Annotated in this window: 22 protein-coding genes and 1 tRNA gene; 6 read left to right on the top strand and 17 right to left on the bottom strand. The window is 61.6% G+C overall.

Going from position 1 to position 26,745, the window contains the following annotated elements:
• The first annotated feature begins 121 nt into the window (after positions 1–121).
• From M0D68_RS24395 to M0D68_RS24410, 4 genes are all read left to right on the top strand, one after another.
• Positions 122–295 carry a hypothetical protein gene (locus M0D68_RS24395; RefSeq protein WP_200618403.1) on the top strand — a complete coding sequence of 58 codons (174 nt, stop codon included), beginning with the start codon at positions 122–124 and terminating at the stop codon, positions 293–295.
• Positions 296–392: 97 nt separating this feature from the next.
• Positions 393–469, top strand: a tRNA-Pro gene (locus M0D68_RS24400).
• Between the two features lie 191 nt (positions 470–660).
• Positions 661–1,119 (top strand): phosphohistidine phosphatase SixA, encoded by a 459-nt coding sequence (gene sixA / locus M0D68_RS24405; RefSeq protein ID WP_200618402.1) that lies wholly within the window; start codon positions 661–663, stop codon positions 1,117–1,119.
• Positions 1,120–1,356: 237 nt separating this feature from the next.
• Positions 1,357–2,169 (top strand): GNAT family N-acetyltransferase, encoded by an 813-nt coding sequence (locus M0D68_RS24410; protein WP_054036277.1) that lies wholly within the window; start codon positions 1,357–1,359, stop codon positions 2,167–2,169.
• A gap of 125 nt (positions 2,170–2,294) precedes the next feature.
• Here M0D68_RS24410 and ppx read toward each other — a convergent pair whose 3' ends face one another.
• Positions 2,295–3,920 (bottom strand): exopolyphosphatase, encoded by a 1,626-nt coding sequence (gene ppx, locus M0D68_RS24415; RefSeq protein ID WP_093640350.1) that lies wholly within the window; start codon positions 3,918–3,920, stop codon positions 2,295–2,297.
• 202 nt (positions 3,921–4,122) lie between these two features.
• Here ppx and ppk1 point away from each other — a divergent pair, with 202 nt between their 5' ends.
• A complete protein-coding gene (gene ppk1 / locus M0D68_RS24420; RefSeq protein WP_211702281.1) occupies positions 4,123–6,186 on the top strand; it encodes a polyphosphate kinase 1 in 2,064 nt (687 codons plus the stop codon).
• 108 nt (positions 6,187–6,294) lie between these two features.
• Here the strand turns inward: ppk1 and phoR are convergent, their stop codons facing one another.
• The 11 genes from phoR to M0D68_RS24475 all read right to left on the bottom strand — a co-directional run bounded on the left by phoR (position 6,295) and on the right by M0D68_RS24475 (position 18,447).
• A complete protein-coding gene (phoR, locus tag M0D68_RS24425; protein ID WP_200653111.1) occupies positions 6,295–7,608 on the bottom strand; it encodes a phosphate regulon sensor histidine kinase PhoR in 1,314 nt (437 codons plus the stop codon).
• A gap of 36 nt (positions 7,609–7,644) precedes the next feature.
• Entirely contained in the window at positions 7,645–8,346 is a 702-nt protein-coding gene (gene phoB / locus M0D68_RS24430; protein ID WP_028199153.1) for a phosphate regulon transcriptional regulator PhoB, read from the bottom strand.
• Between the two features lie 25 nt (positions 8,347–8,371).
• Positions 8,372–9,076: a phosphate signaling complex protein PhoU gene (gene phoU / locus M0D68_RS24435; protein WP_054036271.1), complete on the bottom strand. Its 705-nt coding sequence runs from the start codon at positions 9,074–9,076 to the stop codon at positions 8,372–8,374.
• 28 nt (positions 9,077–9,104) lie between these two features.
• Positions 9,105–9,953 carry a phosphate ABC transporter ATP-binding protein PstB gene (gene pstB / locus M0D68_RS24440; RefSeq protein WP_054036269.1) on the bottom strand — a complete coding sequence of 283 codons (849 nt, stop codon included), beginning with the start codon at positions 9,951–9,953 and terminating at the stop codon, positions 9,105–9,107.
• A 17-nt stretch (positions 9,954–9,970) separates the two neighbouring features.
• Positions 9,971–10,867: a phosphate ABC transporter permease PstA gene (pstA, locus tag M0D68_RS24445; RefSeq protein ID WP_093640359.1), complete on the bottom strand. Its 897-nt coding sequence runs from the start codon at positions 10,865–10,867 to the stop codon at positions 9,971–9,973.
• Complete coding sequence (gene pstC, locus M0D68_RS24450) at positions 10,864–11,865, bottom strand: phosphate ABC transporter permease PstC (protein ID WP_093640362.1); 1,002 nt, start codon at positions 11,863–11,865, stop codon at positions 10,864–10,866. Before pstC ends, pstA begins: the two co-directional genes overlap by 4 nt.
• Before the next feature lie 141 nt (positions 11,866–12,006).
• Entirely contained in the window at positions 12,007–13,038 is a 1,032-nt protein-coding gene (pstS, locus tag M0D68_RS24455; RefSeq protein WP_093640365.1) for a phosphate ABC transporter substrate-binding protein PstS, read from the bottom strand.
• Between the two features lie 297 nt (positions 13,039–13,335).
• Positions 13,336–14,694, bottom strand: a complete 1,359-nt coding sequence (glmM, locus tag M0D68_RS24460; protein WP_093640368.1) for a phosphoglucosamine mutase — start codon at positions 14,692–14,694, stop codon at positions 13,336–13,338.
• Between the two features lie 28 nt (positions 14,695–14,722).
• The gene (gene folP, locus M0D68_RS24465) at positions 14,723–15,622 is read right to left on the bottom strand and encodes a dihydropteroate synthase (protein WP_266225622.1); all 900 of its coding nucleotides are present in this window, start codon (positions 15,620–15,622) and stop codon (positions 14,723–14,725) included.
• 83 nt (positions 15,623–15,705) lie between these two features.
• On the bottom strand, positions 15,706–17,595 hold the full coding sequence (gene ftsH / locus M0D68_RS24470) for an ATP-dependent zinc metalloprotease FtsH (protein ID WP_054036261.1): 1,890 nt from the start codon (positions 17,593–17,595) through the stop codon (positions 15,706–15,708).
• Positions 17,596–17,784: 189 nt separating this feature from the next.
• Positions 17,785–18,447 (bottom strand): RlmE family RNA methyltransferase, encoded by a 663-nt coding sequence (locus tag M0D68_RS24475; protein ID WP_054036258.1) that lies wholly within the window; start codon positions 18,445–18,447, stop codon positions 17,785–17,787.
• A gap of 182 nt (positions 18,448–18,629) precedes the next feature.
• On the opposite strand from M0D68_RS24475, the gene M0D68_RS24480 reads away from it, so the two are divergent.
• Positions 18,630–19,160, top strand: coding sequence for a YhbY family RNA-binding protein (locus M0D68_RS24480; RefSeq protein WP_093640370.1), 531 nt, complete (start codon positions 18,630–18,632; stop codon positions 19,158–19,160).
• 132 nt (positions 19,161–19,292) lie between these two features.
• Here the strand turns inward: M0D68_RS24480 and M0D68_RS24485 are convergent, their stop codons facing one another.
• From M0D68_RS24485 to M0D68_RS24505, 5 genes are all read right to left on the bottom strand, one after another.
• Positions 19,293–19,802: a DUF4149 domain-containing protein gene (locus M0D68_RS24485; protein WP_093640373.1), complete on the bottom strand. Its 510-nt coding sequence runs from the start codon at positions 19,800–19,802 to the stop codon at positions 19,293–19,295.
• Positions 19,803–19,822: 20 nt separating this feature from the next.
• Positions 19,823–20,299: a transcription elongation factor GreA gene (greA, locus tag M0D68_RS24490; protein WP_054036257.1), complete on the bottom strand. Its 477-nt coding sequence runs from the start codon at positions 20,297–20,299 to the stop codon at positions 19,823–19,825.
• 151 nt (positions 20,300–20,450) lie between these two features.
• Positions 20,451–23,705: a carbamoyl-phosphate synthase large subunit gene (gene carB, locus M0D68_RS24495; protein WP_266225624.1), complete on the bottom strand. Its 3,255-nt coding sequence runs from the start codon at positions 23,703–23,705 to the stop codon at positions 20,451–20,453.
• A gap of 155 nt (positions 23,706–23,860) precedes the next feature.
• Complete coding sequence (gene carA, locus M0D68_RS24500; RefSeq protein WP_054036255.1) at positions 23,861–25,015, bottom strand: glutamine-hydrolyzing carbamoyl-phosphate synthase small subunit; 1,155 nt, start codon at positions 25,013–25,015, stop codon at positions 23,861–23,863.
• A gap of 428 nt (positions 25,016–25,443) precedes the next feature.
• Positions 25,444–26,685, bottom strand: coding sequence for a nitrate/nitrite transporter (locus tag M0D68_RS24505; protein ID WP_200653107.1), 1,242 nt, complete (start codon positions 26,683–26,685; stop codon positions 25,444–25,446).
• Between the last annotated feature and the right edge of the window lie 60 nt (positions 26,686–26,745).

A 26,745-nucleotide genomic window follows, 5' to 3' on the forward strand; every position in this document is an offset into this window, starting at 1 on the left:
GAGTCTACCTGCAATTCGCATTCGACGATGTCGCGGCAGGCCGCGTCAACCTGCTATCCCTGCCATTTTGTTACGCGTGTCCTACTATAGAGGCACAGCTTGCGTGTCATAGGAGACTGCCATGGACGCTGAATCGATCGCAGGTCTGGTCGGACTTGCAATAGGCCTGCTCGTGCTGCTCGCACTGTCGATTTTCGAATCGAGAACCTACCGGCGCGAACATGACGGCGAAGGCATGCTGCATCACTGGATCACGCACCAGCACATGCCGCACTGGATGCGTCGCCGGCATTGAACAGATAAACCGGCGCGCCACACTGGCACCTTTTTTCACCCCGACGCAATTCGTGATTGACTCTGGCACCCAATGCCACGTAGAATCTCGGATTCGTCGGAGCGTAGCGCAGCCTGGTAGCGCATCTGATTTGGGATCAGAGGGTCGAAGGTTCGAATCCTTTCGCTCCGACCACGAAAAGCAATACGAGACCCGCGTAGCCTTCGGCTTCGCGGGTTTTTGCTTTTTGGGCGCGAGAGGTTCACGCGAACTGATGTGACCGTTCGGCACGCGCCATCGCCTTGCGCCCTCACAAGCTCGCATGCGACAGTGATTGAAAACCCGGCGCTGTTATCCACGCCGCAACCAGAGTCAAGGAGACACACATGAATCTGATCCTCTGGCGTCACGCCGAAGCCGAAGATTTCGCCGCTAGCGATCTCGCCCGCGCACTCACCACGCGGGGCCGCAAACAGGCGCAAAACGTCGCCAAATGGCTGCGCACCCGCCTGCCCGAAGACGCTGTGGTCCTCGCGAGTCCTGCGGTGCGCACCATCCAGACCGCGGAAACCTTGAGCGACCAATATCGCGTGGTGCGCGAGCTCGCGCCTAACGCCAGCGCAGACGATGTGCTCGAGGCCGCTGGCTGGTCAAAAGGTATCGCACCGACTGTCGTGATCGTCGGCCATCAACCGACGCTCGGCCACGTGGCGGCACGTTTGCTCGGCAACAGCGGGGCGAGTTGGCCATTGAAGAAAGCCGGCCTGTGGTGGATCGAAAGCCGTGAGCGCGACGGCGACGACCAGGCCGTGCTGCGCGCGGCGATGAGCCCCGATCTGATCTGAGCTGAACTGAGGCGATCAGCTCACGCAACCTGGTACTCAAAGAGGCCCCGTTGCGCCCGCCAGTCCCACGGGTCGCGCGGAAACAACACATGACCTGCCCTACCCACGACATTACAAGCCGCGCGCACGCAGCTTACGGGCAGTCATCCAATCGTCACAGCTTTGCCATGCGAGCGTCACCAGGCGTTACTACATTGGCGAAAAAAGAAATCTCCCTTTTTTCGACCAGGACGCCACATGCGAGAACTGCCGACGCCCACCCTGCCCCTGGCTTCGATCTTCGAAACGCGCCGCCTGCCGCGCGCCGAAGAGACAGTCACCGCCCAGCATCGCCTGCAAGTGACGTGGGCACGCACCGACGAGCAACTGCGCGAAGCCCAGCGTCTGCGCTACCGTGTATTCGCCGATGAAATGGGCGCCCGTCTGACGGGTCCGGCCGGCCTCGACGTCGATGTGTTCGATTCGTACTGCGATCACCTGCTGGTGCGCGATCTCGACACGCTGAAGGTGGTCGGCACTTATCGCGCGCTGCCGCCGCACCAGGCCGCCCGTATCGGCCGCCTGTATGCCGAAAGCGAATTCGACGTGTCACGTCTCACGCACCTGCGCGCCAAGATGGTCGAAGTGGGCCGCTCGTGCGTGCACCCTGACTATCGCAGCGGCTCGGTGATCATGTCGTTGTGGGCAGGGCTCGCCGCGTACATGAAGCACAACGGCTACGAGACGATGCTCGGCTGCGCGAGCGTCGCGATGGTCGACGGCGGCCACTACGCGGCGAATCTTTACTGCTCGCTGCGCGACAACGCGATGACGGCGCCGGAATATCGCGCGTTCCCGCACACGCCGCTGCCGGTGGAAGAATTGCAAACGGGCGCCGACGTCGCGCCGCCGCCGCTGGTGAAGGGCTATCTGCGCCTCGGCGCGAAGATTTGCGGCGCACCGGCCTGGGATCCTGACTTCAACACGGCCGACTTTCTGACGCTGTTGCGTCTGACGGATATCAACGCGCGTTATGCGCGGCACTTCCTCGGCGACGCAACACCGCGCTGAATTGAACTGAGTGGCACACGCGAGCCGCCCGGCAGATTCAACCGGCGGCTGAGCGACTGAAAACCGAAGCGCATAAAAAAAGCCCGGCTAATCCGCCGGGCTTTTTCATTTACCGCGCATGATGCTCAATCGTCCGTATAAACCACGCGATAGGGAATGCCGACCTTCTCCCATTCCGCGGCTTCCTGGATCAGGCTGTAATCCGTCAGCGGATTGTTAGCCACCCACTCGTTCGGCAAACGCACTTCGTAGCCGCCGTTGACCTGCGCAACCGCGATACCCGGCAAGCCGACATCCGCACGCCGGCGGCACAGCAGCGCCGCGAGCCGCAGGCAGAACAGCAGCGGCCATTCCACTTCGCGCGTTTGCGACAGCTTGCCGAGTTTCCCCGCGTGGCCGAGCACCAGCGCGGCGAGCCGCGCCTGGTCGGTGCGCGAAAAGCCCGGCATGTCGGCGTTGCTGGCGATATAGGCGGAATGCTTGTGATAGGCGCTGTGCGAAATCGACAGGCCGATTTCATGCAAGGCCGCGGCCCAGCCGAGGAACATGCGGTTCTCGGCGCGGCGTTCTTCATCCGGTTCGGCAAACTGGTCGTAAAAACGCACCGCGAGTTCACCGATACGCCCGGCCTGCGCGCGGTCCACACCGTAACGGCGCATGAAGCCTTCCACCGTCACCGTGCGCATGTCCTCGTGTTGCGAACGGCCCAGCAAGTCGTACAGCACGCCGAGGCGCAGCGCACCGTCTGTCGTATCGACGTAGTCGACGCCGAGTTCGTCGAACACCGCGATCATGATCGACAGGCCACCGGCCAGCACCGGAATACGATCGCCCTTCAACGCGACCAGCTTCAGACGATTGACGTTTTCCGCCTTGATCAGCGCGCGCTTGAGGCGCTCCAGCCCACCGCGCGAGATGCCGTGCGTGACGCCCGGATCGTTGAAGCCATTGGCCTCGACGAGCTCGGCGAGCGCCCGCGCAGTGCCGGACGAGCCAATCGCCTGCTCCCACCCGGTTTTCTTGTATTCGGCGGAAATGATCTGAATTTCACGGCTCGCGGCAAGTTCGGCCTGGCGCATCGTGTATTCGTCGACATTGCCCGCCGGGAAGAATGCGCGGCTGTGGCTCACGCAGCCGATATACAGGCTCTCCATCTTGATCGGCGTGTAGTGCGAACCGATGATGAATTCCGTCGAGCCGCCGCCGATATCCACCACGAGACGCTTGCCTGCGCTCGCGGGCACGGAGTGTGCAGCCCCTGCATAAATCAGGCGCGCTTCTTCACGCCCGGCGATCACTTCGATCGGAAAACCCAGCGCGGCTTGCGCCTCGCCGAGAAACTCGCCCGCATTCTTGGCGATGCGCAGCGTGTTGGTGGCGACGGCGCGAACATGATCGGGATGAAAGTCGCGCAGGCGTTCGCCGAAGCGCTTGAGCGCGTCCCAGCCGCGCACTTGCGAGGCGCGGTCGAGCATCTTGTCGCGCGACAGGCCGGCCGCAAGGCGCACCGGCTCGCGCAAGGCGTCGACCTGATAAATCTGGCTGCCCGCGTCGGTTTCCTCGACCCGGCCCACGATCAGGCGGAAGCTGTTCGAGCCGAGATCGACTGCAGCGAGGAGTTGTGGAGTAGTGACCATCGAGTAAGCGGACTCCATGCGCGCGAGCGCGGCGGCGGTGGATGCGAAAGGTGCCGGATGCCCACCCGATGCCTTGGGCGCCTTGTGGCCGGCCGCGCTGTTCAAAGACGCCATTCTAAGCGTACCGGACCTCACGATGTCGCCTCGCAGTAATGGGGGTGCCCTATGGTCCCACACACACTGCGTCATAATTACGACACGCAATGAATACGGCGTAGAATTTATAACTTCGAGAATGTCATAACAACGTCATCATACTGTGAGAATTTCCGAGCGTCTTTACGTCTCCCTTCCTGACATTCCATTCTCGCTGCCGATGTCCATCCGCTACCCCTTATTGAATCGCGAGCTGGGCATTCTGGGTTTCAACGAGCGTGTGTTGGCACAAGCTGCCGACCCTGCCGTCCCTTTGCTCGAACGCCTGCGTTTCATCTGCATCACCAGTAGCAACCTCGACGAATTCTTCGAAGTCCGCATGGCCGGACTGCAGGAACAGATGCGCGACAACCCGGGCGCGCTGTCGCCGGACGGCATGTCGCTGCAGCACGTGTACGACCTCGTGGTCGAGCGAGCGCAGAGGCTCGTGCATCGCCAGTACACCATGCTGCACGACACGGTGCTCACCGCGCTCGAAGCCGAAGGCATCTATTTTCACGGCACTGAAGCGTGGAACGAAGCGCAGACCGAATGGGCGCGCAATTACTTCTTCGACGAACTGCTGCCGGTGCTCACGCCGATCGGCCTCGATCCGGCTCACCCGTTTCCGCGCGTGCTCAACAAGAGCCTGAACTTCGTCGTCGAACTCGAAGGCAAGGATGCGTTCGGCCGCCAGGCGATGATGGGCATCGTGCAGGCGCCGCGTGCCTTGCCCCGGCTCGTGCGCATGCCGCAGGAACTGTCGGGCTATCCGCATGGTTTCGTGCTGCTGAGCTCGTTGCTGCAACGCTTTGTCGGCGAGCTGTTCCCGAATCTGGTGGTGCGCACCTGCAACCAGTTTCGCATCACACGCAATAGCGAACTGTTCGTCGACGAAGACGAAATCACCAATCTGCGTGTCGCGCTGCAGGGCGAACTGCCGGCGCGCCATCTGGGCAACGCGGTGCGGCTCGAAGTGTCGGCGGAGACGCCCACGCATGTCGTGCGGCGCCTGCTCGACGAAAGCGGCCTCACCACCAAGGATTGCTATTTCGCCGACGGCCCCGTCAATCTCGTGCGGCTGATGCAATTGCCGGAGATGGTGGACCGGCCCGACCTGAAATTCGTTCCGCATATTCCAGCGATCCCGCCGCAGATCGCCAACAGCACCAGCATGTTCGACGTGATCGATCAGGGGGACGTGCTGCTGCATCATCCTTATGAGAGCTTTCAACCGGTGCTCGAGTTGCTGCTGCAGGCAGCTAAAGACCCGAACGTGATGGCCATCAAGCAGACCATCTATCGCACCGGCACCGACTCGCCGCTGATGGATGCGCTGATGCAAGCGGCGCGCAACGGCAAGGAAGTGACGGTGGTGGTCGAACTGCTCGCGCGCTTCGACGAAGAAACCAACATCAACTGGGCGTCGCAGCTTGAAGCGGTGGGCGCGCACGTCGTGTACGGCGTGGTGGGCCACAAGTGCCACGCGAAGATGATGCTGATCGTGCGGCGTGTCTCGTCGGGCGGCAGGACCACGCTCAAGCGTTACGTGCACCTGGGCACCGGCAACTATCACCCGCGCACCGCACGTCTTTACACTGACTTCGCGCTGATGACCGCGGATCAGAAGATCTGCGAAGACGTGCACCACGTGTTTCAGCAACTAACCGGTATCGGTGGTGAACTGTCGCTGCACGAGTTGTGGCAGTCGCCGTTCACGCTGCATCCGAAACTGGTCGAAGCGATTCGCGCGGAAGCCGAGCATGCGCGCGCCGGCAAGAAAGCGCGCATCGTCGCGAAGATGAACGCGCTGCTCGAACCGACCGTGATTGCCGAGCTGTACGAAGCGTCACAGGCGGGCGTGAAGATCGATCTGATCGTACGTGGCGTGTGTTCGTTGCAACCGGGTGTGCCAGGTTTGTCGGAGAACATCACGGTGCGCTCGATCGTCGGGCGTTTCCTCGAGCATCACCGCATCTTCTACTTCTACGACGGCGGCAAGGAACAGGTGTATCTGTCGAGCGCCGACTGGATGGACCGTAACTTCTTCCGCCGTGTGGAAGTGGCGTTTCCGGTCAACAACCGTCGCTTGAAGCGGCGTGTGATTGCTGAAGGGCTGTCGGCCTTTCTCGGCGACAACCAGTCCGCGTGGCTGATGCAAAGCGACGGCCACTATCGGCGCCGCCGGCCGGGCAAATCCTCGCGCAATGCGCAGATGAGTCTGCTAGGGAAATTCTGTTCGTGAGTTTGTGATTGCCTGATTGCGTTCACGCTCCGCTGAAGCAAGCGGCGCTGCGCATAAAAAAGCCCGCCTTGTCTTGCTCCAGGCGGGCTTTTTTTCAGACCAACGTTTTCAAACCGGTGCCGGTTGCCGACGCGCCGTGCGAAACACCGGGAAGCGCACAGTGAACGTGCTGCCACGCCCCTCTTCGCTCTTCACGTCGAGCTGCGCATCGTGCCGTTGCAGCACATGCTTGACGATGGCGAGCCCGAGACCCGTCCCACCCGTATCGCGCGAGCGGCTGCGGTCGACGCGATAGAAGCGCTCAGTCAGACGTGGAATGTCCGCGGCTGGAATGCCCAGGCCGCTGTCCGTAACCGAAAACACTGCACAACCGCCGTTGGCCTGCCAACTTACCTTGATCGCACCACCATCCGGCGTATAGCGGATCGCATTGGTCACGAGGTTGCCCAGCGCGCTGAGAATTTCCGTTTCGACGCCGGTGACAGTGAGCCCTTCGTCGGCGTCGAACACGATCTTGTGATGGTCGCTCGACAGGCTTTGCGCGTCGTCCTTCAGATGCCGCAGCACCGCGCGCATATCGATCATCTGATCGCTCGGCGGCTTGTTGTCGCCTTCGAGCTTCGCGAGCACCAGCAAGTCGTTGACGATATGGCGCATGCGCGAGGCCTGTTGCTCCATCAACTCAAGGTAGCGTCCGCGCTCGGCTTCGCTTAGCGGCAGTTCCCGCATCGTCTCGAGAAAACCCGACAACACGGTCAACGGTGTCTTCAATTCATGCGACACGTTCGCGACGAAGTCGCGCCGCATCGCGTCGGTACGCTCCAGCTCGGTGATGTCCTGCGACAGCACCAGCTTGCGATTCTCGCCATACGGAAACACTTGCACCGACAGCACGTTCTGGCGCTTCTCGCCCATGCCGCGCATGATCAGCATCTGCTCGTAGCGTTGCGAATTCAGATAGCGCACGAAATCGGGCTGACGCACGAGATGCGTGATGTGCTGACGCAGATCTCGTTTCGCATCGAGCCCGAAATGGAGTTCGGAGATCGCGTTGCACCACTCGATCTGATCGTGGTCGTCGAGCATCGCCACGCCGTTCGGCGACGCCTGGATCGCCTGGATGAAACGCGAATGCTGCTGCTCGACCTGACGCACCTGCGCATGCCAGCGCTTCGCGAGCTTATGCAGACGGTAGTAGATTTCGCCCCAGATGCCGGGGGCGCTCGGCACTTCGCCGTAGACCGGCGCGTCGAGCAGGCGCCACAAACGCTGCTTGTGGAAGGTGCTAAAGAAGCTCTGCGCGAGCAGCATGACGATCGCGAGGGCCAGCCCTGCCTTGACGTTCAGAAGTGCGCCGACCACCACGCACAGAACAGCCAGCAGCACGACCGACACGATGGAGCGCGCCCAGATGATGTTCATGTTCTAGCGATCGAAGAGAAAAGTGCTACCGCAAAGTCACGCGCTCTTCGCGAGACGGTAGCCGCTGCCGCGTACCGTCTCAATCATAGCATCGCACCCGGCCGGCTTCAGTGCCGCGCGCAGACGCTTGATGTGCACATCCACCGTGCGCTCTTCGACGAACACGTGGTCGCCCCACACCTGATCGAGCAACTGCGTACGGCTGTGCACGCGCTCCGGGTGCGTCATGAAGAAGTGCAGCAGACGAAATTCCGTCGGGCCGAGATCGAGCTTGATCTCGCTGCCTTCGGCGTGTGCGGCGACGCGGTGCGTTGCCGGATCGAGCTTCAGGCCGTTGATCGCGACCAGGTCTTCGGTCAACTGCGGCGCACGGCGGCGCAACACCGCCTTGATACGCGCCATCAGTTCCTTCGGCGAAAACGGCTTGGTGACGTAGTCGTCCGCGCCGATTTCGAGGCCGAGCACCTTGTCCTGCTCATCGCCACGTGCGGTCAGCATGATGATCGGGATGTGCTTGGTGCGCTCGTTGTTGCGCAGATCGCGAGCGAACGCGATGCCCGACTTGCCCGGCAACATCCAGTCGAGCAGCACGAGGTCGGGCAATACGTCGCTGATCAGGTTCTGCGCCTGCTCCGCGTTGTACGCGCGAATCGGGCAGTGTCCGGCGTGTTGAAGATTGACCGAAATCAGTTCGGAAATGGCGGGCTCATCTTCAATGACGAGAATGCTGCTGGGCATCGGCACCTCTGGTCCTTATGACTGGTTAACTGAGTGCTTCGCGTTCGAGCGCGTCGCGCGACTTGTGCCGCACGTCGGTGCCCTTGACGATGTAGATAATGAATTCAGCGATGTTTTTCGCGTGATCACCGATCCGTTCGATCGCCTTGGCGATGAACAGAAAATCGAGGCCCACCGAAATCGAACGCGGATCTTCAGTCATGTACGAAATCAGCTTGCGAACGAAAGCGCGGAATTCTTCGTCGATCGCCTTATCGTCACGCATGATCTGCGCGGCGGCAACCGTGTCCAGACGCGCAAAGGCGTCCAGCGCGCGGCGCAGGATCGACACCGCCATTTCGCCCGACAATTTGATCTCGGCGATATTGATGCTGCGCGAAGCACCGTCTTCCATCAGACGCTTGGTGCGCTTGGCGATTTTTTCAGCTTCGTCGCCGGCGCGCTCGAGATTCGTGATGGTCTTCGAAATCGCGATCAGGAGGCGCAAGTCGCGCGCGGCCGGTTGACGGCGCGCGATGATGTTGCTGCACTCTTCGTCGATCTCGACTTCCATCGTGTTCAGACGGTCTTCAGCGGCGATCACCTGCTCGCATACATCGAGGTCGAAGTTGTTGAGCGCGATCATCGCGTTGACGATCTGCGACTCGACCAGGCCGCCCATTTCGAGCACCTTCGAGGAAACGAGGTTCAGGTCGGCGTCGAACTGGCTGGACAGATGTTTATCGGACATGTCGTACTCCGTTGTTTTGCGCGGCGGCTTAGCCGAAGCGGCCAGTGATGTAGTCCTCGGTTTCCTTGCGGACCGGCTTGATGAAGATCTTTTCGGTGTCGCCGAATTCGATCAGTTCACCGAGGTACATATAGGCAGTGTAGTCCGAACAGCGCGCGGCCTGTTGCATGTTGTGCGTCACGATTACAACCGTGTAATCGCTCTTCAACTCGGCGATCAGTTCTTCGATGCGGCCCGTGGAAATCGGGTCGAGCGCGGAACACGGCTCGTCGAGCAGCAGCACTTCAGGGCGGATCGCAATACCGCGCGCGATACACAGACGCTGTTGCTGGCCGCCGGACAAACCGTAGCCGCTCTGGCCCAGTTTATCCTTGACTTCGTTCCACAGTGCGGCCTTGGTCAGCGCCCATTCCACGCGGTCGTCCATTTCCGAGCGCGGCAGCGTTTCGAACATCTTCACGCCGAACGCGATGTTGTCGTAGATCGACATCGGGAACGGCGTCGGCTTCTGGAACACCATGCCGATCCGCGCGCGCAGCAGCGAAATATCGCGCTTGGAGGTCAGCAGGTTTTCGCCGTCCATCAGAATCTCGCCTTCGGCGCGTTGCTCCGGATACAGCGCGTACATCTTGTTGAGCGTGCGCAGCAAGGTCGACTTGCCGCAACCCGACGGGCCGATGAAGGCCGTGACCTTGCCTTCAGGAATCCGCAGATTGATGTTCTTCAGCGCGTGATACTTGCCGTAGAAGAAGTTCAGGTCGTTGATTTCGATCTTCGGACGCGACTGGGCTTGCGCCTGGCCGCTTTGGGCGGGATCGAAACCGGCCGGCGCCGTGGGACGCGTGCCCGGATTGAGTTGAGTTTCTGCCATATTCATCGGATTACACTCCGCCCTTACTTATTCGAAAAGATCGTGCGCGCGAGGATGTTCAATCCCAGCACCGCGAGCGTGATCAGGAAGACGCCGGCCCATGCGAGCGATTGCCACTGCGCAAACGGGCTCATCGCGAACTTGTAGATCGTGACCGGCAGGTTCGCAACCGGCTGGTCCATGTTCCACGAGAAGAACTGGTTCGACAACGCGGTGAAGAGCAGCGGCGCCGTTTCACCGGCAATGCGCGCGACGCCGAGCAGCACGCCGGTGATAATGCCCGCGATCGAAGCTTTCAGCGTGATCGACATCACCATCTTCCACTTCGGCGTGCCGAGTGCGAAAGCGGCTTCACGCAGCGCATTCGGCACCAGCTTCAGCATGTTCTCGGTGGTGCGGATCACGATCGGAATCTGCAGCAACGCGAGCGCGAATACGCCGGCCCAGCCGCTGAAGTGGCCCATCTTCGCCACGACGAGCGCGTAGACGAACAGACCGACGACGATCGACGGCGCCGACAACAGAATGTCGTTGATGAAACGCGTGAGACTGGCGAGCCAGCCCTTCTGACCATACTCGGCGAGATACACGCCCGCCAGAATACCGATCGGCGTGCCGACGAAAGTTGCGAGCGCAACCAGCATCACGCTGCCGACGATCGCATTGGCGAGACCACCGCCATCGGTATTCGGCGGCGGCGTCGACTGCGTGAACAATTCGACCGACAGCCCGCCGATGCCAAGGCGCAGCGTCGTATAAAGAATCCACACAAGCCACAGCAGACCGAACGCCATAGCCGCGAGCGACATGGTCAGCGCAACGGCATTCTTCGCGCGGCGGCGACCTTGCAGGCGCACGCGCATTGCTTCGAGCGCGACGGCGTCGTTCGAACCCGGCATATTCAAAGTGGGCTGGCTCATTTCGCGCCCTCCCCTTTTTCGAGGCGAAGCAGCATGACCTTCGAGATCGCCAACACGATGAAAGTAATCACAAAGAGGATCAACCCGAGTTCCATCAGCGCCGACGTATGCAGGCCCGGATCCGCTTCCGCGAATTCGTTGGCGAGCGCCGAGGTAATACTGTTGCCCGGCGAAAACAGCGAGACGTTATCGAGCAGATTGGTGTTGCCGATCACGAACGTGACTGCCATGGTCTCGCCGAGCGCGCGGCCGAGGCCGAGCATCACGCCGCCGATCACGCCGCTCTTGGTGAAGGGCAGCACGATCTTCCACATCACTTCCCACGTCGTGCAGCCGATGCCGTAGGCCGATTCCTTCAACAGGACCGGCGTGACTTCGAACACGTCGCGCATCACTGAAGCGATGTACGGAATGATCATGATGGCGAGGATGACCCCGGCGCACAGGATGCCGATGCCGATCGGCGCCCCCTGAAACAACGCGCCGACGATAGGAATACCGCCGAGGAGCGTGCCAAGCGGCTTTTCGAACCAGGTCGCGAAGATCGGCGCGAACACCAGCAGACCCCACATGCCGTAGACGATCGACGGAATCGCGGCAAGCAGTTCGATGGCGACGCCGAGCGGACGGCGCAGCCAGGCGGGAGCGAGTTCGGTCAGGAAAAGCGCAATGCCGAAGCTGACCGGCACCGCGATGATGAGTGCAATAAGCGAGGTCGCGATCGTGCCGTAGATAGGCACCAATGCGCCGAATTGCTTGCTTGGTGGATCCCAGTCGGCGGTCCATAGGAACGCGAGGCCGAACTGCTTGATCGACGGCAGCGAAGCGACGATCAGCGAAACGATGATGCCGCCGAGCAGCAACAAGGTGATGATGGCGGAGAGACGGGCAAGGCCGCCGAAGATGACGTCGCCGGCGCGGCTGGGCGCTTTCTGCTGCGACGTGCTGCCGGGCGGTGTCGATTTCGCCGCGCCAGACGCTAATTGGATATCGGACATGAGAGCCTGATGGACCTGTTTCCAGTTGCCGTACGACACTTGTCGCGCGGCGGACAATGCTGGCTAATGCCGGGGTAACGCCATTGGCCGTCCTCGAATGAGGACGGCCAATGTATTGCTGCTTACTGCATGCTACGTCGCTTAGTCAGCGATCGGCTTGCCTGCAGCGTCCTTCACCTTCGACTTCCACTGCGTGCGGATTTCCGACACAACCGAATCCGGCAGCGAAATGTAGTCCAGATCGTTCGCAGCTTGCGAGCCATTCTTGAACGCCCAGTCGAAGAACTTCAGCGTTTCGGTGCCTTGTGCCGGCTTGTCCTGCGCCGTGTGCAGCAGCACGAACGTTGCGCCGACGATCGGCCATGCGTTCTTGCCCGGCTCGTTCGTCAGGATCTGGTAGAACGACTTCGACCAGTCCGCGCCCGCTGCCGCTGCCTTGAACGTTTCCGTCTTCGGCTCGACCACCGTGCCCGACGAATTCTTCAGGCCGACATACGTCATCTTGTTCTGCTTCGCGTACGCCCATTCGACGTAGCCGATTGCGCCCGGCAGACGTTGCACGAAAGCTGCGACGCCGTCGTTGCCCTTGCCGCCCGTACCCGTCGGCCAGTTGACCGTCGAACCTTCACCCACCTTCGACTTCCAGTCTGCGTTGACCTTCGACAGGTAGTTCGTCCAGATGAAGCTGGTGCCCGAACCGTCGGCGCGGCGAACCACGGCGATGTCGGTATCAGGCAGCTTAGCCTTCGGGTTCAGTGCAACGATCGCCGGATCGTTCCACTTCTTGATCTTGCCCAGGTAGATGTCGCCGAGCACTTCGCCCGACAGCGTCAGTTCACCCGGCGTCACGCCCGGCACATTAACAACCGGCACCACGCCGCCGACAACCGTCGGGAACTGGAACAGGCCTTCCTTCGCGAGCTCTTCGTCCTTCAGCGGAGCGTCCGAACCAGCGAAGTCAACAGTCTTCGCGACGATCTGCTTCACGCCACCCGACGAACCGATACCTTGATAGTTGACCTTGCCGCCACCCGACTTCTGGTAGGCATCGGCCCACTTCGTGTAGATCGGTGCTGCGAAGGTGCTGCCCGCGCCGGTGATGTCTGCGGCTTGCGCTGCGATCGCGAAAAGCGCGCCAGCGACGCCAGCGAACACGGTTTGCATCAATTTCATGAGACCTCCAAGGGTGTGAGCGGTGTAAGCGAATAACACGAACACCGCGAAGCTTAGGGTCTCTTTGTGACAGTAACGTGACTAACCGTGAAACGGATGTGACAGTGAGATTACTAAGGTGAAAGGCGTCAGCGCGGACAAATCGCCTCTTTGGCGGCGTCGCGGGCGCCGTTCTACAGATTAGGCGAAAAAAATGGGACGCGAACGTTTGCGTGTGCTTCGAGGGGGTACGGCGAAGGGGTGCGGCGGCGGGGACGCGCTCATTGTCGTCCCTCGCCGCCGTGGGCAAGGCGCAGTTTAGGCAGTGGCCAGCTTGACCGCGTTGGCGATCGCTTCGGAATGGCGAATGGCGTCGTCGACTTTTTCCGCCTCCACCATCACGCGCAGAACGGGCTCGGTGCCCGAGGCCCGGATCAGCACGCGGCCGCGGCCGTTCAGCGCTGCCTCGGCCGTGCTGATGGCTCGGCGGATCGCGTCGCTGCCCTTCCAATCCGCGCCGGGCTGCATCCGTACGTTGATCAGCTTCTGCGGGAACAGCGTCACTCCGTGGAGCAGCTCGGCGAGCGTTTTGTCGCTGCGCTTCATTGCTGCCAGCACCAGCAGGGCCGACACGATGCCGTCGCCGGTCGAATGGCGGTCAAGGGACAGAATATGGCCCGAGCCTTCTGCGCCCAGCTGCCAGCCGTGTTCGCGCAATTGCTCGAGCACGTAGCGGTCGCCCACCGCCGCGCGGACGAACTTCACGCCGGCTTCCTGCAGCGCGACTTCGACCGCCATGTTGGTCATCAAGGTGCCGACCGCGCCTTCCACTTTGCCGTCGGTCGCCATCCGGTCCTTGACCAGCACGTAGAGCAGCTCGTCGCCGTTATACAGGCGGCCTGCCGCGTCCACGACCTGCAGCCGGTCGGCGTCGCCGTCGAGCGCGATGCCGAGGTCCGCGTGATTTGCGCGCACCGCGCGCACCAGCGCGTCCGGCGCGGTCGCGCCGACGCCGTCGTTGATATTGAAACCGTTCGGTGCGACGCCGATCGGAATCACGTCGGCACCGAGTTCATGGAACACGTGCGGTGCGACGTCGTACGCGGCACCGTGCGCGCAATCGACCACCAGCTTCAGGCCGCGCAAGTCGAACGCCGCCGGGAACGTGCTCTTGCAGAACTCGATATAGCGGCCGGCTGCGTCGTCGAGGCGCCGCGCCTTGCCGAGTTGCTCGGAGGCGGCGCATGCGAGCGGCAGATCGAGTTGTTCTTCGATCTGCAATTCCACTTCGTCGGGCAGCTTGTTGCCGTCGGCGGAGAAGAATTTGATGCCGTTGTCGTAGTACGGATTGTGCGACGCACTGATCACGACGCCCGCGGCGAGCCGCAGTGCACGCGTCAGATAGGCGATACCCGGGGTCGGCATCGGCCCGGCCAGCATGACGTCGACGCCTGCCGCGGAAAAGCCCGCTTCGAGCGCGGCTTCGAGCATATAGCCCGACACCCGGGTGTCTTTGCCGATCAGCACCGTGGGCCGTGCGCCCGTTCTCGCCCAGCGGTCCGCGCCCGCGAGTACCTTGCCGGCCGCGTAGCCGAGCCGCAATACAAACTCCGGCGTGATCGGCCCTTCGCCGACCTTGCCCCGAATCCCGTCTGTTCCGAAATAACGACGTGCCATGTTTTATGTTCCTCCTTGGCTTGTGGGTTCAGCCGCGCGCGCGGCTGTGATTCGCCGCGTCGCGCATGGCCGCCCATACTTTCAATGCATCCACTGTTTGCGCGACGTCGTGCACGCGCAGAATTGCCGCACCGCGCCCGGCGGCACACACCGCGGCGGCGATGCTGCCCGCGACGCGCTCCGGCGCCGGGCGTCCGACGACCGCGCCGACCATCGACTTGCGCGACATGCCGGCCAGAATGGGGTACGGCGGCTCGGCCCGCGGCGCCGTGTCCGGCAGATGCGCGAGCAGTGCGTAATTGTGTTCGATCACCGCCTTGCCGAAACCAAAGCCCGGGTCCACGCTGATACGAGCACGAGCGATGCCCGCCTGCTTCAGGGTGGCCACCCGTTCTTCAAGAAACTGCCGAACTTCGCCCACCACGTCGTCATAGGCAGGCTCACCGAGCTGCATGGTCTGCGGTTCGCCGAGCATATGCATCACGCACAGACCGCACTCGCTGTCGCGAACGGCGTCGATCGCACCGGGCATCCGGAAGCCCCAGATATCGTTGATCAGGTCCGCACCCGCGGTCAGTGCGTGACGCATCACTTCCGGCTTGTACGTGTCGACCGACAGCGGCACGTTCGCGCCATGCAGTAGTTCGACCAGCGGGATCACCCGCTCCAGCTCTTCGTCGAGCGGCACGGGCGGCGCACCCGGACGGGTCGACTCGCCGCCGATGTCGATGATGTCCGCGCCATCAAGCAGCATGCGCTCGGCCTGGCGTAACGCGTCGCCGCGCATCGCGTACTGGCCGCCATCGGAAAACGAATCGGGCGTGACGTTCAGGATGCCCATGACTAACGGGCGTTCAAAGGTCAGCTTGAAGCGGCCGCATTGCAGCGGTTCGGGAATGGGAAGAGAGGGAAATTCGACTTTCGACACGTAGCGGTCAATCACGTAAAACGAATAAATGCAAAACGGGCCGGTGTGAATCACACCGGCCCGCACTTTCTACTGGTCGCCGATCAGGCCGGCGCGGTCGCGCTGCCCGGCTTGACCTCGGTGCCCGGGCTGCCGCCCGACGAGGCGTCGCTTGCCGACGGCGGCGAGCTCTTCGGCGAACGCGGCGGACGGCCTGCCATGATGTCGTTGATCTGATCGGCGTCGATCGTTTCCCACTCCATCAGTGCGGCGGTCATCGCTTCGACCTTGTCGCGGTTCTCGTCCAGCAGGCGCTTGGCGAGGTTGTACTGCTCGTCGAGCACGCGGCGGATTTCCGCGTCGACCTTCTGTTGCGTCGCTTCCGAAATGGTGCGCGTGAAGCCACGGCCAAACGGCGTTGCGTCGTTTTCGTCGTCGACGTAGACCATCGGTCCGAGTGCGTCCGTCATACCGAAGCGAGCCACCATGGCGCGGGCCGTAGCCGTTGCCTTGTTGAAGTCGTCCGATGCGCCGGTGCTGATCAGGTTCAGGAACAGCTCTTCCGCGACACGGCCACCGAACAGGATCGCGAGGCGGTCCAGCAGATAGTCTTTCGAATACGTTTCGTTGTCATGCTCCGGCAACTGCCACGTGACGCCCAGCGCACGGCCGCGCGGGATGATCGTGACCTTGTGCACAGGATCGGCCTTCGGCAACAGCTTGGCGATGACCGCGTGACCCGACTCGTGATACGCAGTAGCACGCTTCGATTCTTCGCGAATCACGGCCGACTTGCGCTCCGGACCCATGAAGATCTTGTCTTTCGCGTCTTCGAAGTCGTTCATCTCGACGATGCGCTTGCCGCGGCGAGCCGCGAACAAGGCTGCTTCGTTGACCAGGTTCGCCAGATCGGCGCCCGAGAAGCCCGGTGTGCCGCGTGCGATCACCGCTGCGTCGACGTCGTTCGAAATCGGCACCTTGCGCAGGTGAACCTTCATGATGTGCTCGCGACCACGGATGTCCGGCAGACCGACGTACACCTGACGGTCGAAACGGCCCGGACGCAGCAGCGCCTTGTCGAGCACGTCCGAACGGTTCGTGGCAGCGATCACGATCACGCCCGAGTTCGCTTCGAAGCCGTCCATCTCGACCAGCATCTGGTTCAAGGTCTGTTCGCGTTCGTCGTTACCGCCACCCATGCCGGCGCCGCGATGACGGCCGACCGCGTCGATTTCGTCGATAAACACGATACACGGTGCATGCTTCTTGGCCTGCTCGAACATGTCGCGCACACGAGCCGCACCAACACCCACAAACATTTCCACGAAGTCCGAACCCGAAATGCTGAAGAACGGCACCTTCGCCTCACCGGCGATAGCGCGCGCCAGCAAGGTCTTACCCGTTCCCGGAGGGCCCACCAGCAGCACGCCGCGCGGAATGCGTCCGCCCAGCTTCTGGAATTTCTGCGGATCGCGCAGGAAGTCGACCAGTTCGGAGACTTCTTCCTTGGCTTCGTCGCAACCGGCGACGTCGGTGAAATTGATAGCGTTGTTATTTTCGTCGATCAGACGTGCACGGGATTTACCGAACGAGAACGCACCGCCTTTCCCGCCTCCCTGCATCTGTCGCATCATGTAGAACCAGAAGCCGATGATCAGGATCGTTGGTCCGAGGTAGTACAGCGCGGACACCAGCGCATTCGGTTCGTCATCAGCCTTGCCGCTCACCTGAACGCCATACTTCATCAGATCGCCGACCATCCAGATGTCGCCGGGCGACACGATCTGGTACTTCTGGCCGTCTGCTGGAGTGACCGTGAGGTTCCGCCCCTGGACAATGACGTTCTTGACTTTGCCGTTCTTCGCGTCGTCCATGAACTGCGAATAGGAAACGCCTTCCTGGACACGGGGCTTGTCGAACTGCTTGAACACCGTAAACAGCACCAGTGCGATAACCAGCCACACTGCTGCTTTCGAAAACATATTGTTGTTCAAAGCACCACTCCTTCACTTAGACGGGCGCCTACATTTGCCTTGCGGCACCACGAAAGCATTCTAATCCAGTCCGCAGACCCCTGCCATAAGGTTTCGCTACCACACAAATAGCGCAGCGGGCCATTTCAGCGCCAATTTCCGGTGCTGTCGGCACATTATCGGCAGATGCGGAACCTTCCTGCAGCGCACCTACGCGGGGCGCTTCAGATGCTTACCCAAAATAAACGTTTCTGACGATTTGTCCCGCGAGGCTTTCGGCTTGCGGGCCGCCACCACCTTGAACTGGCGCTTGAACTTTTCGACAATCTGGCTATAACCGCTGCCATGAAAACATTTGACTAAAAGGGCGCCATCCGGCTTCAGGTGGTTTTGCGAAAATTCCATCGCGATATCGCACAGATGCTCGATTCGCGCGGCATCCGCCACCGCCACTCCCGACAGGTTGGGCGCCATATCCGAAATTACAAGATCAACCTGGCGTTCTCCGACTAATTCTTCGAGTTGCTCGAGAACCGAGTCTTCGCGGAAGTCGCCTTGGATGAAATGCACGTCGGCGATTGGCTCCATCGGCAGCATGTCCAGCGCGATGATCGTGCCGTCGATGCCGCCCTCGCGCTCGGCGTCGCGCTGCGAGCCCTTGGCGAGTTTGTTGCGGGCGTACTGGCTCCAGCTGCCCGGCACCGAGCCGAGGTCGACAATTACCTGGCCTGGCCGGATCAGCTTGTCCTGCTCGTCGATTTCCTTCAGCTTGTAGGCTGCGCGGGCGCGATAGCCCTCCCGCTGCGCCATTTTGACGTACGGGTCGTTGATGTGATCATGCAACCACGCCGTGTTGAACTTGTTTTTTGCCATTAAAGGTGAACTCTTGCTGCGAAATGTGGCGCTTTAGGGGATAATACGCGGTTAATTCGCGCGGCCACCGCCAAAACTGGCAGTCATCCGCGATTCTGTTGTTCTGACGCGCCGCCCTGCGCTATTGGCCGAATCTCTCGGAAATGCAGGTGCCGCCATTTTAGTCGAGTCTCCCACTTTCCATGCCAGCCCTTAAAGTCTCTTCCGACCAACGCGCCGAGTTGCGCTCCCAGGCACATGCGCTCAAACCGGTCGTGCTCGTCGGCGCCGAAGGCTTGACCGACGCTGTGCTGTCGGAAATCAAGGTCCACCTTGGCGCGCATCAACTGATCAAGATCCGCGTGTTCGGCGACGAACGCGAAGAACGCATTGCCATCTACGAACAGATCTGCGACACGCTGAACGCCGCGCCGATCCAGCATATCGGCAAGCTGCTGGTGATCTGGAAGCCGGAAGCCGCGGTGCAACCGGCTGTCAAGGCCAAGCGCGGCGCCCTGCCGAGCGCCCGCGAAGCGGCTGTCGAAGCCAAACCGGGCAAAGGCCGCGCACCGCGCGTGGTCACGGTGGTGAAGCCCAGCGAAATCCCGATGCGCAAGCCGAAGGCAAAAGCGGTCGTGGTGCGCGGCAATGAACGCGTCACGCAAGGCGGCAATATCAAACGCGCCAAGAAGCGCCAGACCAGCGCGAAGCGCGCGCATCAGTCGTCGAAGTAAGCGAATGATGAGGGTGCGGGCGGTGTCCGCACCTTGGGGTGAACTGCTCAGCGGGCCCGGGTGATGACTATTTGATGCCCATCTGGGTAACGCAATGGGCAGACCCGCTCAAGCAAGGTAGAACCATACCACTCAACTGGTTACTTTCCCCGCAGCGCTGCGAGCGCCCTGCTCCGTGCTCACGACACCGAGGCTCGCCGGCAGTTTCCACACCAGCGCCACACCCAGCAGGCTCTCGATCAGGTAAAACAGACTCGATACGCCATGCAGGATGCCGAAGCGCGTCGCATAAGCCGAATGTCCGACATCACTGCCCGCTTCCAGCGCGGCAATGCGCATTGCATTCATGAACGGCTGCAGCGCAAAGTAACCCACCAGCACGCACACCAGCATGCCGACGATCAACCAGCGCAAACGGCGATAAGCGTCGCTGCCCCGGCGTACCAGTACGTTCGCGAGGCCCAGCAGCAAAATGCCGCACACCGCACCCAGCACGCCCTCGATACGAAACAGTTGCGCCGCCACGGCGCCCGCCGTCATGCGATCGAGCGACGTGAACAACACCGGCGCGACGGCATAGCCGATAGTCAACAGACTACCGACCCAAACAACCGTCAGCAGACGGAACAGTCGATGCGGCATCAAGGACACCGGGGCCGCCTTCAAACGTAGCTAACCGCGATGATTTCGTACTCGCGCACGCCGCCCGGCGCCTGCACCGATGCAACGTCGCCTTCCGACTTGCCGATCAATGCGCGCGCGATCGGCGAGCTGATCGAGATCAGACCGTGGTCGATGTCCGCTTCATCGTCGCCGACGATCTGGTATTTGACCTTTGCACCCGAATCGAGGTCTTCGAGTTCGAGCGTCGCGCCGAACACCACGCGCCCGTCCGCTTCGACCGCCGCCGGGTCGATCACCTGCGCTCCGGCCAGCTTCGATTCGATTTCGGCAATACGGCCTTCGATGAAGCCCTGCTTTTCCTTCGCCGCGTCGTATTCCGCGTTTTCCGACAGATCGCCCTGGGCACGCGCTTCCGCGATCGAATTGATCACCGAGGGACGCTCAACCGATTTCAGGCGCTGCAATTCATCGCGCAACATTTCCGCGCCGCGCTTAGTCAATGGAACAGTGCTCATAAACAACTCTATGCAAAAAACAGCCGTAAAAAAAATCACCGCGGTTAAGTGCATTCCGCGGGGGCCAGAGCGCCGGACAAAGCCCGGGACCCAGCACCTGCGGAACGCCGCTTAACCGCGGCACTTACATCTTGGACAGGTATTCGAAGCCTTAGTTTAGGCGAGCGTGAAGACCTTGTAAATCATAGACTTCCAGGTCCTTCAAATAGCGCAAACCTTCAACCGCGGCCCGTGCGCCCGACATCGTCGTGTAGTACGTGACCTTGTTCGCCTGCGCGCTCATGCGGATCGAACGCGAGTCGGCGATCGCGGCACGGGTTTCGTCGACGGTCGTGAAGACCAGCGCGATTTCACCGTTCTTGATCATGTCGACGATGTGCGGCCGGCCGTCCTTCACCTTGTTGACGACCTTGACCGGCACACCGGCCGCTTCGATTGCGGCTGCCGTGCCCTTGGTCGCGACGATCGGATAGCCGAGTTCGTGCAGCATGCGCGCGACTTCGACGGCCTTCGGCTTGTCGGCATCCATCACGGTCAGGAGCACCGTGCCCGACTCCGGCAGACGCGACCCTGCGGCGAGCTGCGACTTGAACAGCGCTTCGCCGAACGTTTGACCCACGCCCATCACTTCACCGGTGGAGCGCATTTCCGGTCCGAGCACCGGATCGACTGCCGGGAACTTGACGAACGGGAATACGGCTTCCTTCACGCTGAAGTACGGCGGATCGATTTCCTTTGTCACGCCCTGTTGCGCGAGCGTCTGGCCGACCATCGCGCGCGCGGCGATCTTGGCGAGCGGCAGGCTGGTCGCCTTCGAGACATACGGCACGGTACGCGAAGCACGCGGATTTACTTCGAGCACGTAGATCACGTCCTCTTTCGAACCATCCGCCTGCGGCACTTGTTGAATCGCGAACTGCACGTTCATCAGGCCAATCACGTTCAGCGCCTTGGCCATTGCGCCGGTCTGACGCTTCAGCTCGGCAATCGTTTCCTTCGACAGCGAGTACGGCGGCAGCGAGCAAGCCGAGTCGCCCGAGTGAACGCCTGCCTGTTCGATGTGCTCCATCACGCCGCCGATGAACACGGCTTCGCCATCCGAGATGCAATCCACGTCGCATTCGATCGCGTCGTTCAGGAAGCGGTCGAGCAGCACCGGTGAATCGTTCGAGACCTTCACGGCCTCGCGCATATAGCGCTCGAGGTCACGCGGCTCGTGGACGATTTCCATGGCGCGGCCACCCAGCACGTACGACGGACGCACCACCAGCGGGTAGCCGATTTCTTCAGCAAGCTTGAGTGCTTCGTCTTCAGCACGCGCGGTGCGGTTCGGCGGCTGACGCAGGCCAAGGTCCTGCAGCAGCTTCTGGAAACGCTCGCGGTCTTCGGCGGCGTCGATCATGTCCGGCGACGTGCCGACGATCGGCACACCGTTCGCTTCGAGATCGAGTGCGAGCTTCAGCGGCGTCTGACCGCCGTACTGCACGATCACGCCAACCGGCTTTTCCTTGTCGACGATTTCGAGCACGTCTTCGAGCGTCAGCGATTCGAAGTACAGACGATCGGACGTGTCGTAGTCGGTCGAAACCGTTTCAGGGTTGCAGTTGACCATGATCGTTTCGTAGCCGTCTTCGCGCATGGCGAGCGCAGCGTGCACGCAGCAGTAGTCGAACTCGATACCCTGGCCGATCCGGTTCGGGCCGCCACCCAACACCATGATCTTCTTGTTGTTCGTGGGGTTCGTTTCGCACTCTTCCTCGTAGGTCGAGTACATGTAAGCGGTTTTCGTGGCGAATTCGGCCGCGCACGTGTCGACGCGCTTGTAGACCGGGCGCACGTTCAACTCGATACGGCGCTGGCGCACTTCCGCCGGCTTCGCGCCGAGCAGCTTGGCCAAACGGCGATCCGAGAAGCCGCTTTGCTTCAGATACTTGAGCTCTTCCTTCGACAGGCTTGCCAGCGTACGGCCGGCCAGCGCCTTTTCCTTCAGGATGATCTGTTCGATCTGCGCGAGGAACCACGGGTCGATCGAGGTCTCTTCGAAGATCTCTTCGGCCGTCATGCCGACACGGAACGCGTCGCCGACATACCAGATACGATCCGGACCGGCTTCGCCGATCTCGCGGATGATCTCGTCGCGGTTATTGGTCTTTTCATCGAGACCATCCACGCCCACTTCGAGGCCACGCAGCGCCTTCTGGAACGATTCCTGGAAGGTGCGGCCGATTGCCATCACTTCACCGACCGACTTCATTTGCGTGGTCAGACGCGCATCGGCTTCGCGGAATTTCTCGAATGCGAAACGCGGAATCTTGGTGACGACGTAGTCGATCGTCGGTTCGAACGATGCCGGGGTCTGGCCGCCGGTGATTTCGTTCTTCAACTCGTCCAGCGTGTAGCCGACTGCCAGCTTTGCCGCAACCTTCGCGATCGGGAAGCCAGTCGCCTTCGAGGCCAATGCTGACGAACGCGACACGCGCGGGTTCATTTCGATCACAATCATCCGGCCATCTTTCGGATTGATCGAGAACTGCACGTTAGAACCGCCCGTGTCCACGCCGATCTCGCGCAGCACGGCGAGCGATGCGTTACGCAGGATCTGATATTCCTTGTCCGTGAGCGTTTGCGCCGGCGCGACGGTGATCGAGTCGCCGGTGTGGATGCCCATCGGGTCCAGGTTTTCGATCGAGCAAACGATGATGCAGTTGTCCTTCTTGTCGCGGACCACTTCCATCTCGTACTCTTTCCAGCCGAGCAGCGATTCTTCGATCAGCAGCTCACGCGTAGGCGACAGGTCGAGACCGCGCTTGCAGATCTCTTCGAATTCGTCGCGGTTGTACGCGATACCGCCGCCCGAACCGCCCAACGTGAACGACGGACGGATCACGACCGGATAACCGCCGCTGCCCGTTTGCGTCGCGATGTCGGCCTGCACCTGCAGTGCTTCTTCCATCGAATGCGCGGTGCCCGACTTGGCCGAACCGAGGCCGATCTTGGTCATCGCGTCTTTGAACTTCTGACGGTCTTCCGCCTTGTCGATCGCTTCCGGCGAGGCGCCGATCAGCTCGACCTTGTACTTCTCCAGCACGCCGTGCGCGTGCAGATCGAGCGCGCAGTTCAGCGCGGTCTGGCCGCCCATCGTCGGCAGGATCGCGTCCGGACGCTCCTTGGCGATGATGCGCTCCACCACTTCCCACGTGATCGGCTCGATGTAGGTGACGTCGGCCGTGTTCGGGTCGGTCATGATCGTCGCCGGATTGCTGTTGACGAGAATGACCTTGTAGCCTTCCTCACGCAGCGCCTTGCATGCCTGTGCGCCCGAGTAGTCGAACTCGCACGCCTGGCCGATGATGATCGGACCCGCGCCGATGATGAGGATGCTTTTAATGTCTGTCCGCTTGGGCATAACGCTCTCGCTAATGTATTCCTGAATTCTTTCCGTCGGCGCGCTGCGTTGATACGTTGCGCGCGCTCTGTTGTGTGCGGCTCGCTGCGCTTGTGCGCTGAGGCGCTGTTCGCGCCGCGAGCCGTGCGCCGCCTGGGCGCCTCACACTCTATTGCTTATGCCGCTGTCGCCTTGCCGGCCTTCTTCGTGTCCATCAACGCGGTGAAGCGATCGAACAGATAGGCGATGTCGTGCGGACCGGGCGATGCTTCCGGATGGCCCTGGAAGCAGAACGCCGGCTTGTCGGTCAGCGCGAAGCCTTGCAGCGTGCCGTCGAACAGCGAGATGTGCGTGACCTTGGCATTGGCCGGCAGCGTGTCGGCGTCGACCGCGAAACCGTGGTTCTGCGACGTGATGACGACACGGCCATCTTCGAGATCCTTCACCGGATGGTTCGCGCCGTGGTGGCCGGTCTTCATCTTCAGGGTCTTGGCGCCGAGCGCGAGGCCCATGATCTGGTGGCCGAGACAGATGCCGAACGTCGGAATGCCGCGCTCGATCAGCTCTTTGGTCGCCGCGATTGCGTAGTCGCACGGTTCCGGATCGCCGGGGCCGTTCGACAGGAACACGCCGTCCGGGTTGAGCGCGAGTGCGTCAGCCGCGGAAGCTTGCGCCGGCAGCACGGTGACGTGGCAGCCGCGCTCAGCCAGCATGCGCAGAATGTTGTACTTCACGCCGTAATCGAACGCGACCACGCGGTACTTCGGCGCGTTCTGCGTGCCGTATCCGGTGCCCAGACGCCATTCGGTCTGGGTCCATTCGTAGCTTTCCTTGGTCGACACGACCTTCGCGAGGTCCATGCCCGACAAACCCGGGAACGAGCGCGCGAGTTCGATTGCCTTCGCTTCGTCATCCGAACCGGCCAGAATGGCGCCGTTCTGCGCGCCCTTGTCGCGCAGCACGCGCGTCAGCATGCGGGTGTCGAGACCGGCGATGGCGACCACGCCCTCGTCCTTCAGGTATTGCGGGAGCGTGCGCTCCATGCGGAAGTTCGACGCGAGAACCGGCAGATCACGGATGATCAGGCCGGCGGCATGGACTTTCGTGGCTTCGACGTCTTCGGCATTCACGCCGACATTACCGATGTGCGGATACGTGAGGGTCACGATCTGGCGCGCGTAGCTCGGGTCGGTCAGGATTTCCTGATAACCGGTGATAGCGGTGTTGAACACGACTTCGCCGATCGTATGCCCGGGGGCGCCGATCGAGTAACCACGAAAGACCGTGCCGTCGGCGAGTGCGAGCAAAGCGGGAGAAAATGACGGCAACACGGGAGACTCCTTGGGGAACACCCTGTTGCCGACCTGTCTATCCGACTGCGAGCCGCAGCGAAACGCACCGGCAAGGATGCGCGCGCAGACTCGCTCGCGTACTGCTAGCGACGTCGCAAGGGGCGCGATGGGTCCATTGTGTGGACGGCTCGGCTGGGTGCGGGGCGTCAAAAGCGCGCGGCGGATGAACGGTATGGGAGAGGTAGGCGCTAGGGTGCGGGTTGATAAGCTCAAACCTTGAAATTATAGCGTGAAACTACCCTTCCCTCCAAATCCGAGATGGGGCGCCGGCAGAGCGGCGCGCCCTCCCAAACGGGTCGAAGTCTTGCTGCGCATGGCTCAGAAGCCGGCCTACAAAATTTGCGAGGGCCAGAATCGGGATAGCGCCGGTAAATATGACCCGGCCGGCCGAACCCTCTATAACGACCTTAAACCTGCCGCTCGGCGTGCGCGTGCGCCGGCTGAAGCTCTGCGCGGCCGGGCAATACGTACCAGATCGCGCTTAACAATTGCAGCGCCATCAGAATGCCCCAGGCGGTCAGATGTGCGGCGGCCGGATAGTGTCCGCCACTGGCCGGCCAGTGCGACAGCACCGCTCCAACACCAATCTGGAAGCCGAAAATCAGCAAAAAAATGATCAGCGTCAGGGTGGTATTCACCCGGCCGATCATCTGCGCCGGGAAGTGCCGCGCCATCACCGCGTAGCTGAGAATCCCGGTCCCGCCAAAGATCCCATACGCGGCCCACAGCAGGCTCGCGGGCAGCGGCGCATTGAACATGATCAGCAGCTGGGTCACGACGAACAGCGCCATACCGATGCCGCAAAACACGTACAGCGAGATACCGCGCCGCTCGAGGCTGCGCGCCGCCGCGCCGAAGCCCACACAGCCGGCCATCATCGCGAAGCCGAGAATCGATACCAGCGCGGCAGCTTCTCGCGGCTCGAAGCCCTGCACGTCGCGCAACCAGGCGCCGACCCACAGCGATTGCATCGCGTAGAACACACCTTGCGTCACGACTGAAAACGACGCGATCTTCCAGAATGCCGCGCTCTTCAGGATGTGCAAAGTGCCCTTGAACTGGGCGCCGAGACTTGCCTGGTGATGTGTTTCCTTTGCGTCCGGCGCGAGGGTCCACTGCGCGACCGCCACAAGAACCGTCAGCAAGCCCAAGCCAACGCAGACCGCGCGCCAACTGGCGAAACCCAGCACCCACGTGAGTGGCGAGCCGACCATCACGCCGCCGAAGCCGCCAATTGCCATCACCAACCCGTTCATCAGCGGCAACCGTGCCGACGCGAAATGCTGGGCCAACGCCTTGAAGGCGGCGCCGAGACACACGGACACGCCGACGCCGATCAGCAGACGCCCGATCATCATCGCGCCAACGCCGTGCGCCGCGCCGAACACCCAGATTCCCAGCGCGGCAAATAGCAGAGTGGCCGCCGTCACCCGACGCGCGCCGAAGTGGTCGAGCAACACACCCGCCGGAATCTGCGCACCCGCGAAGCCGAGGAAATACAGACTGGTCAGCAAACCGAGATCAGTGGCCGACAAGCCGAGATCGTGCGTGATGAAGGGCGCAAAGCCCAGATTGACGCCGCGAAACAGGTACGAAACGAAGTAACCGGCAGAAAACAGGAGGAAAACGCGCAACTGGGTGGACGACATGAGCTTTGAAAAGAGCGGCCGACAAGGCCTGAGCACGAACGATAAATGAAATGAGCGAAA

The organism is Paraburkholderia sp. SEWSISQ10-3 4, assembly GCF_030464785.1.
In the GTDB taxonomy this organism is placed as follows: Bacteria; Pseudomonadota; Gammaproteobacteria; order Burkholderiales; family Burkholderiaceae; genus Paraburkholderia; species Paraburkholderia aspalathi.

Coding starts and splice junctions, on each gene's coding strand:
- carB (WP_266225624.1), bottom strand. CDS start 23,705: ATGCCCAAGCGGACAGACATTAAAAGCATCCTCATCATCGGCGCGGGT.
- phoU (WP_054036271.1), bottom strand. CDS start 9,076: ATGTCCGATAAACATCTGTCCAGCCAGTTCGACGCCGACCTGAACCTC.
- pstB (WP_054036269.1), bottom strand. CDS start 9,953: ATGAATATGGCAGAAACTCAACTCAATCCGGGCACGCGTCCCACGGCG.
- M0D68_RS24410 (WP_054036277.1), top strand. CDS start 1,357: ATGCGAGAACTGCCGACGCCCACCCTGCCCCTGGCTTCGATCTTCGAA.
- phoB (WP_028199153.1), bottom strand. CDS start 8,346: ATGCCCAGCAGCATTCTCGTCATTGAAGATGAGCCCGCCATTTCCGAA.
- M0D68_RS24475 (WP_054036258.1), bottom strand. CDS start 18,447: ATGGCAAAAAACAAGTTCAACACGGCGTGGTTGCATGATCACATCAAC.
- glmM (WP_093640368.1), bottom strand. CDS start 14,694: ATGGCACGTCGTTATTTCGGAACAGACGGGATTCGGGGCAAGGTCGGC.
- ppk1 (WP_211702281.1), top strand. CDS start 4,123: ATGTCCATCCGCTACCCCTTATTGAATCGCGAGCTGGGCATTCTGGGT.
- M0D68_RS24395 (WP_200618403.1), top strand. CDS start 122: ATGGACGCTGAATCGATCGCAGGTCTGGTCGGACTTGCAATAGGCCTG.
- greA (WP_054036257.1), bottom strand. CDS start 20,299: ATGAGCACTGTTCCATTGACTAAGCGCGGCGCGGAAATGTTGCGCGAT.
- M0D68_RS24485 (WP_093640373.1), bottom strand. CDS start 19,802: ATGCCGCATCGACTGTTCCGTCTGCTGACGGTTGTTTGGGTCGGTAGT.
- M0D68_RS24480 (WP_093640370.1), top strand. CDS start 18,630: ATGCCAGCCCTTAAAGTCTCTTCCGACCAACGCGCCGAGTTGCGCTCC.
- sixA (WP_200618402.1), top strand. CDS start 661: ATGAATCTGATCCTCTGGCGTCACGCCGAAGCCGAAGATTTCGCCGCT.
- M0D68_RS24505 (WP_200653107.1), bottom strand. CDS start 26,685: ATGTCGTCCACCCAGTTGCGCGTTTTCCTCCTGTTTTCTGCCGGTTAC.
- pstS (WP_093640365.1), bottom strand. CDS start 13,038: ATGAAATTGATGCAAACCGTGTTCGCTGGCGTCGCTGGCGCGCTTTTC.
- pstA (WP_093640359.1), bottom strand. CDS start 10,867: ATGAGCCAGCCCACTTTGAATATGCCGGGTTCGAACGACGCCGTCGCG.
- phoR (WP_200653111.1), bottom strand. CDS start 7,608: ATGAACATCATCTGGGCGCGCTCCATCGTGTCGGTCGTGCTGCTGGCT.
- pstC (WP_093640362.1), bottom strand. CDS start 11,865: ATGTCCGATATCCAATTAGCGTCTGGCGCGGCGAAATCGACACCGCCC.
- ppx (WP_093640350.1), bottom strand. CDS start 3,920: ATGGCGTCTTTGAACAGCGCGGCCGGCCACAAGGCGCCCAAGGCATCG.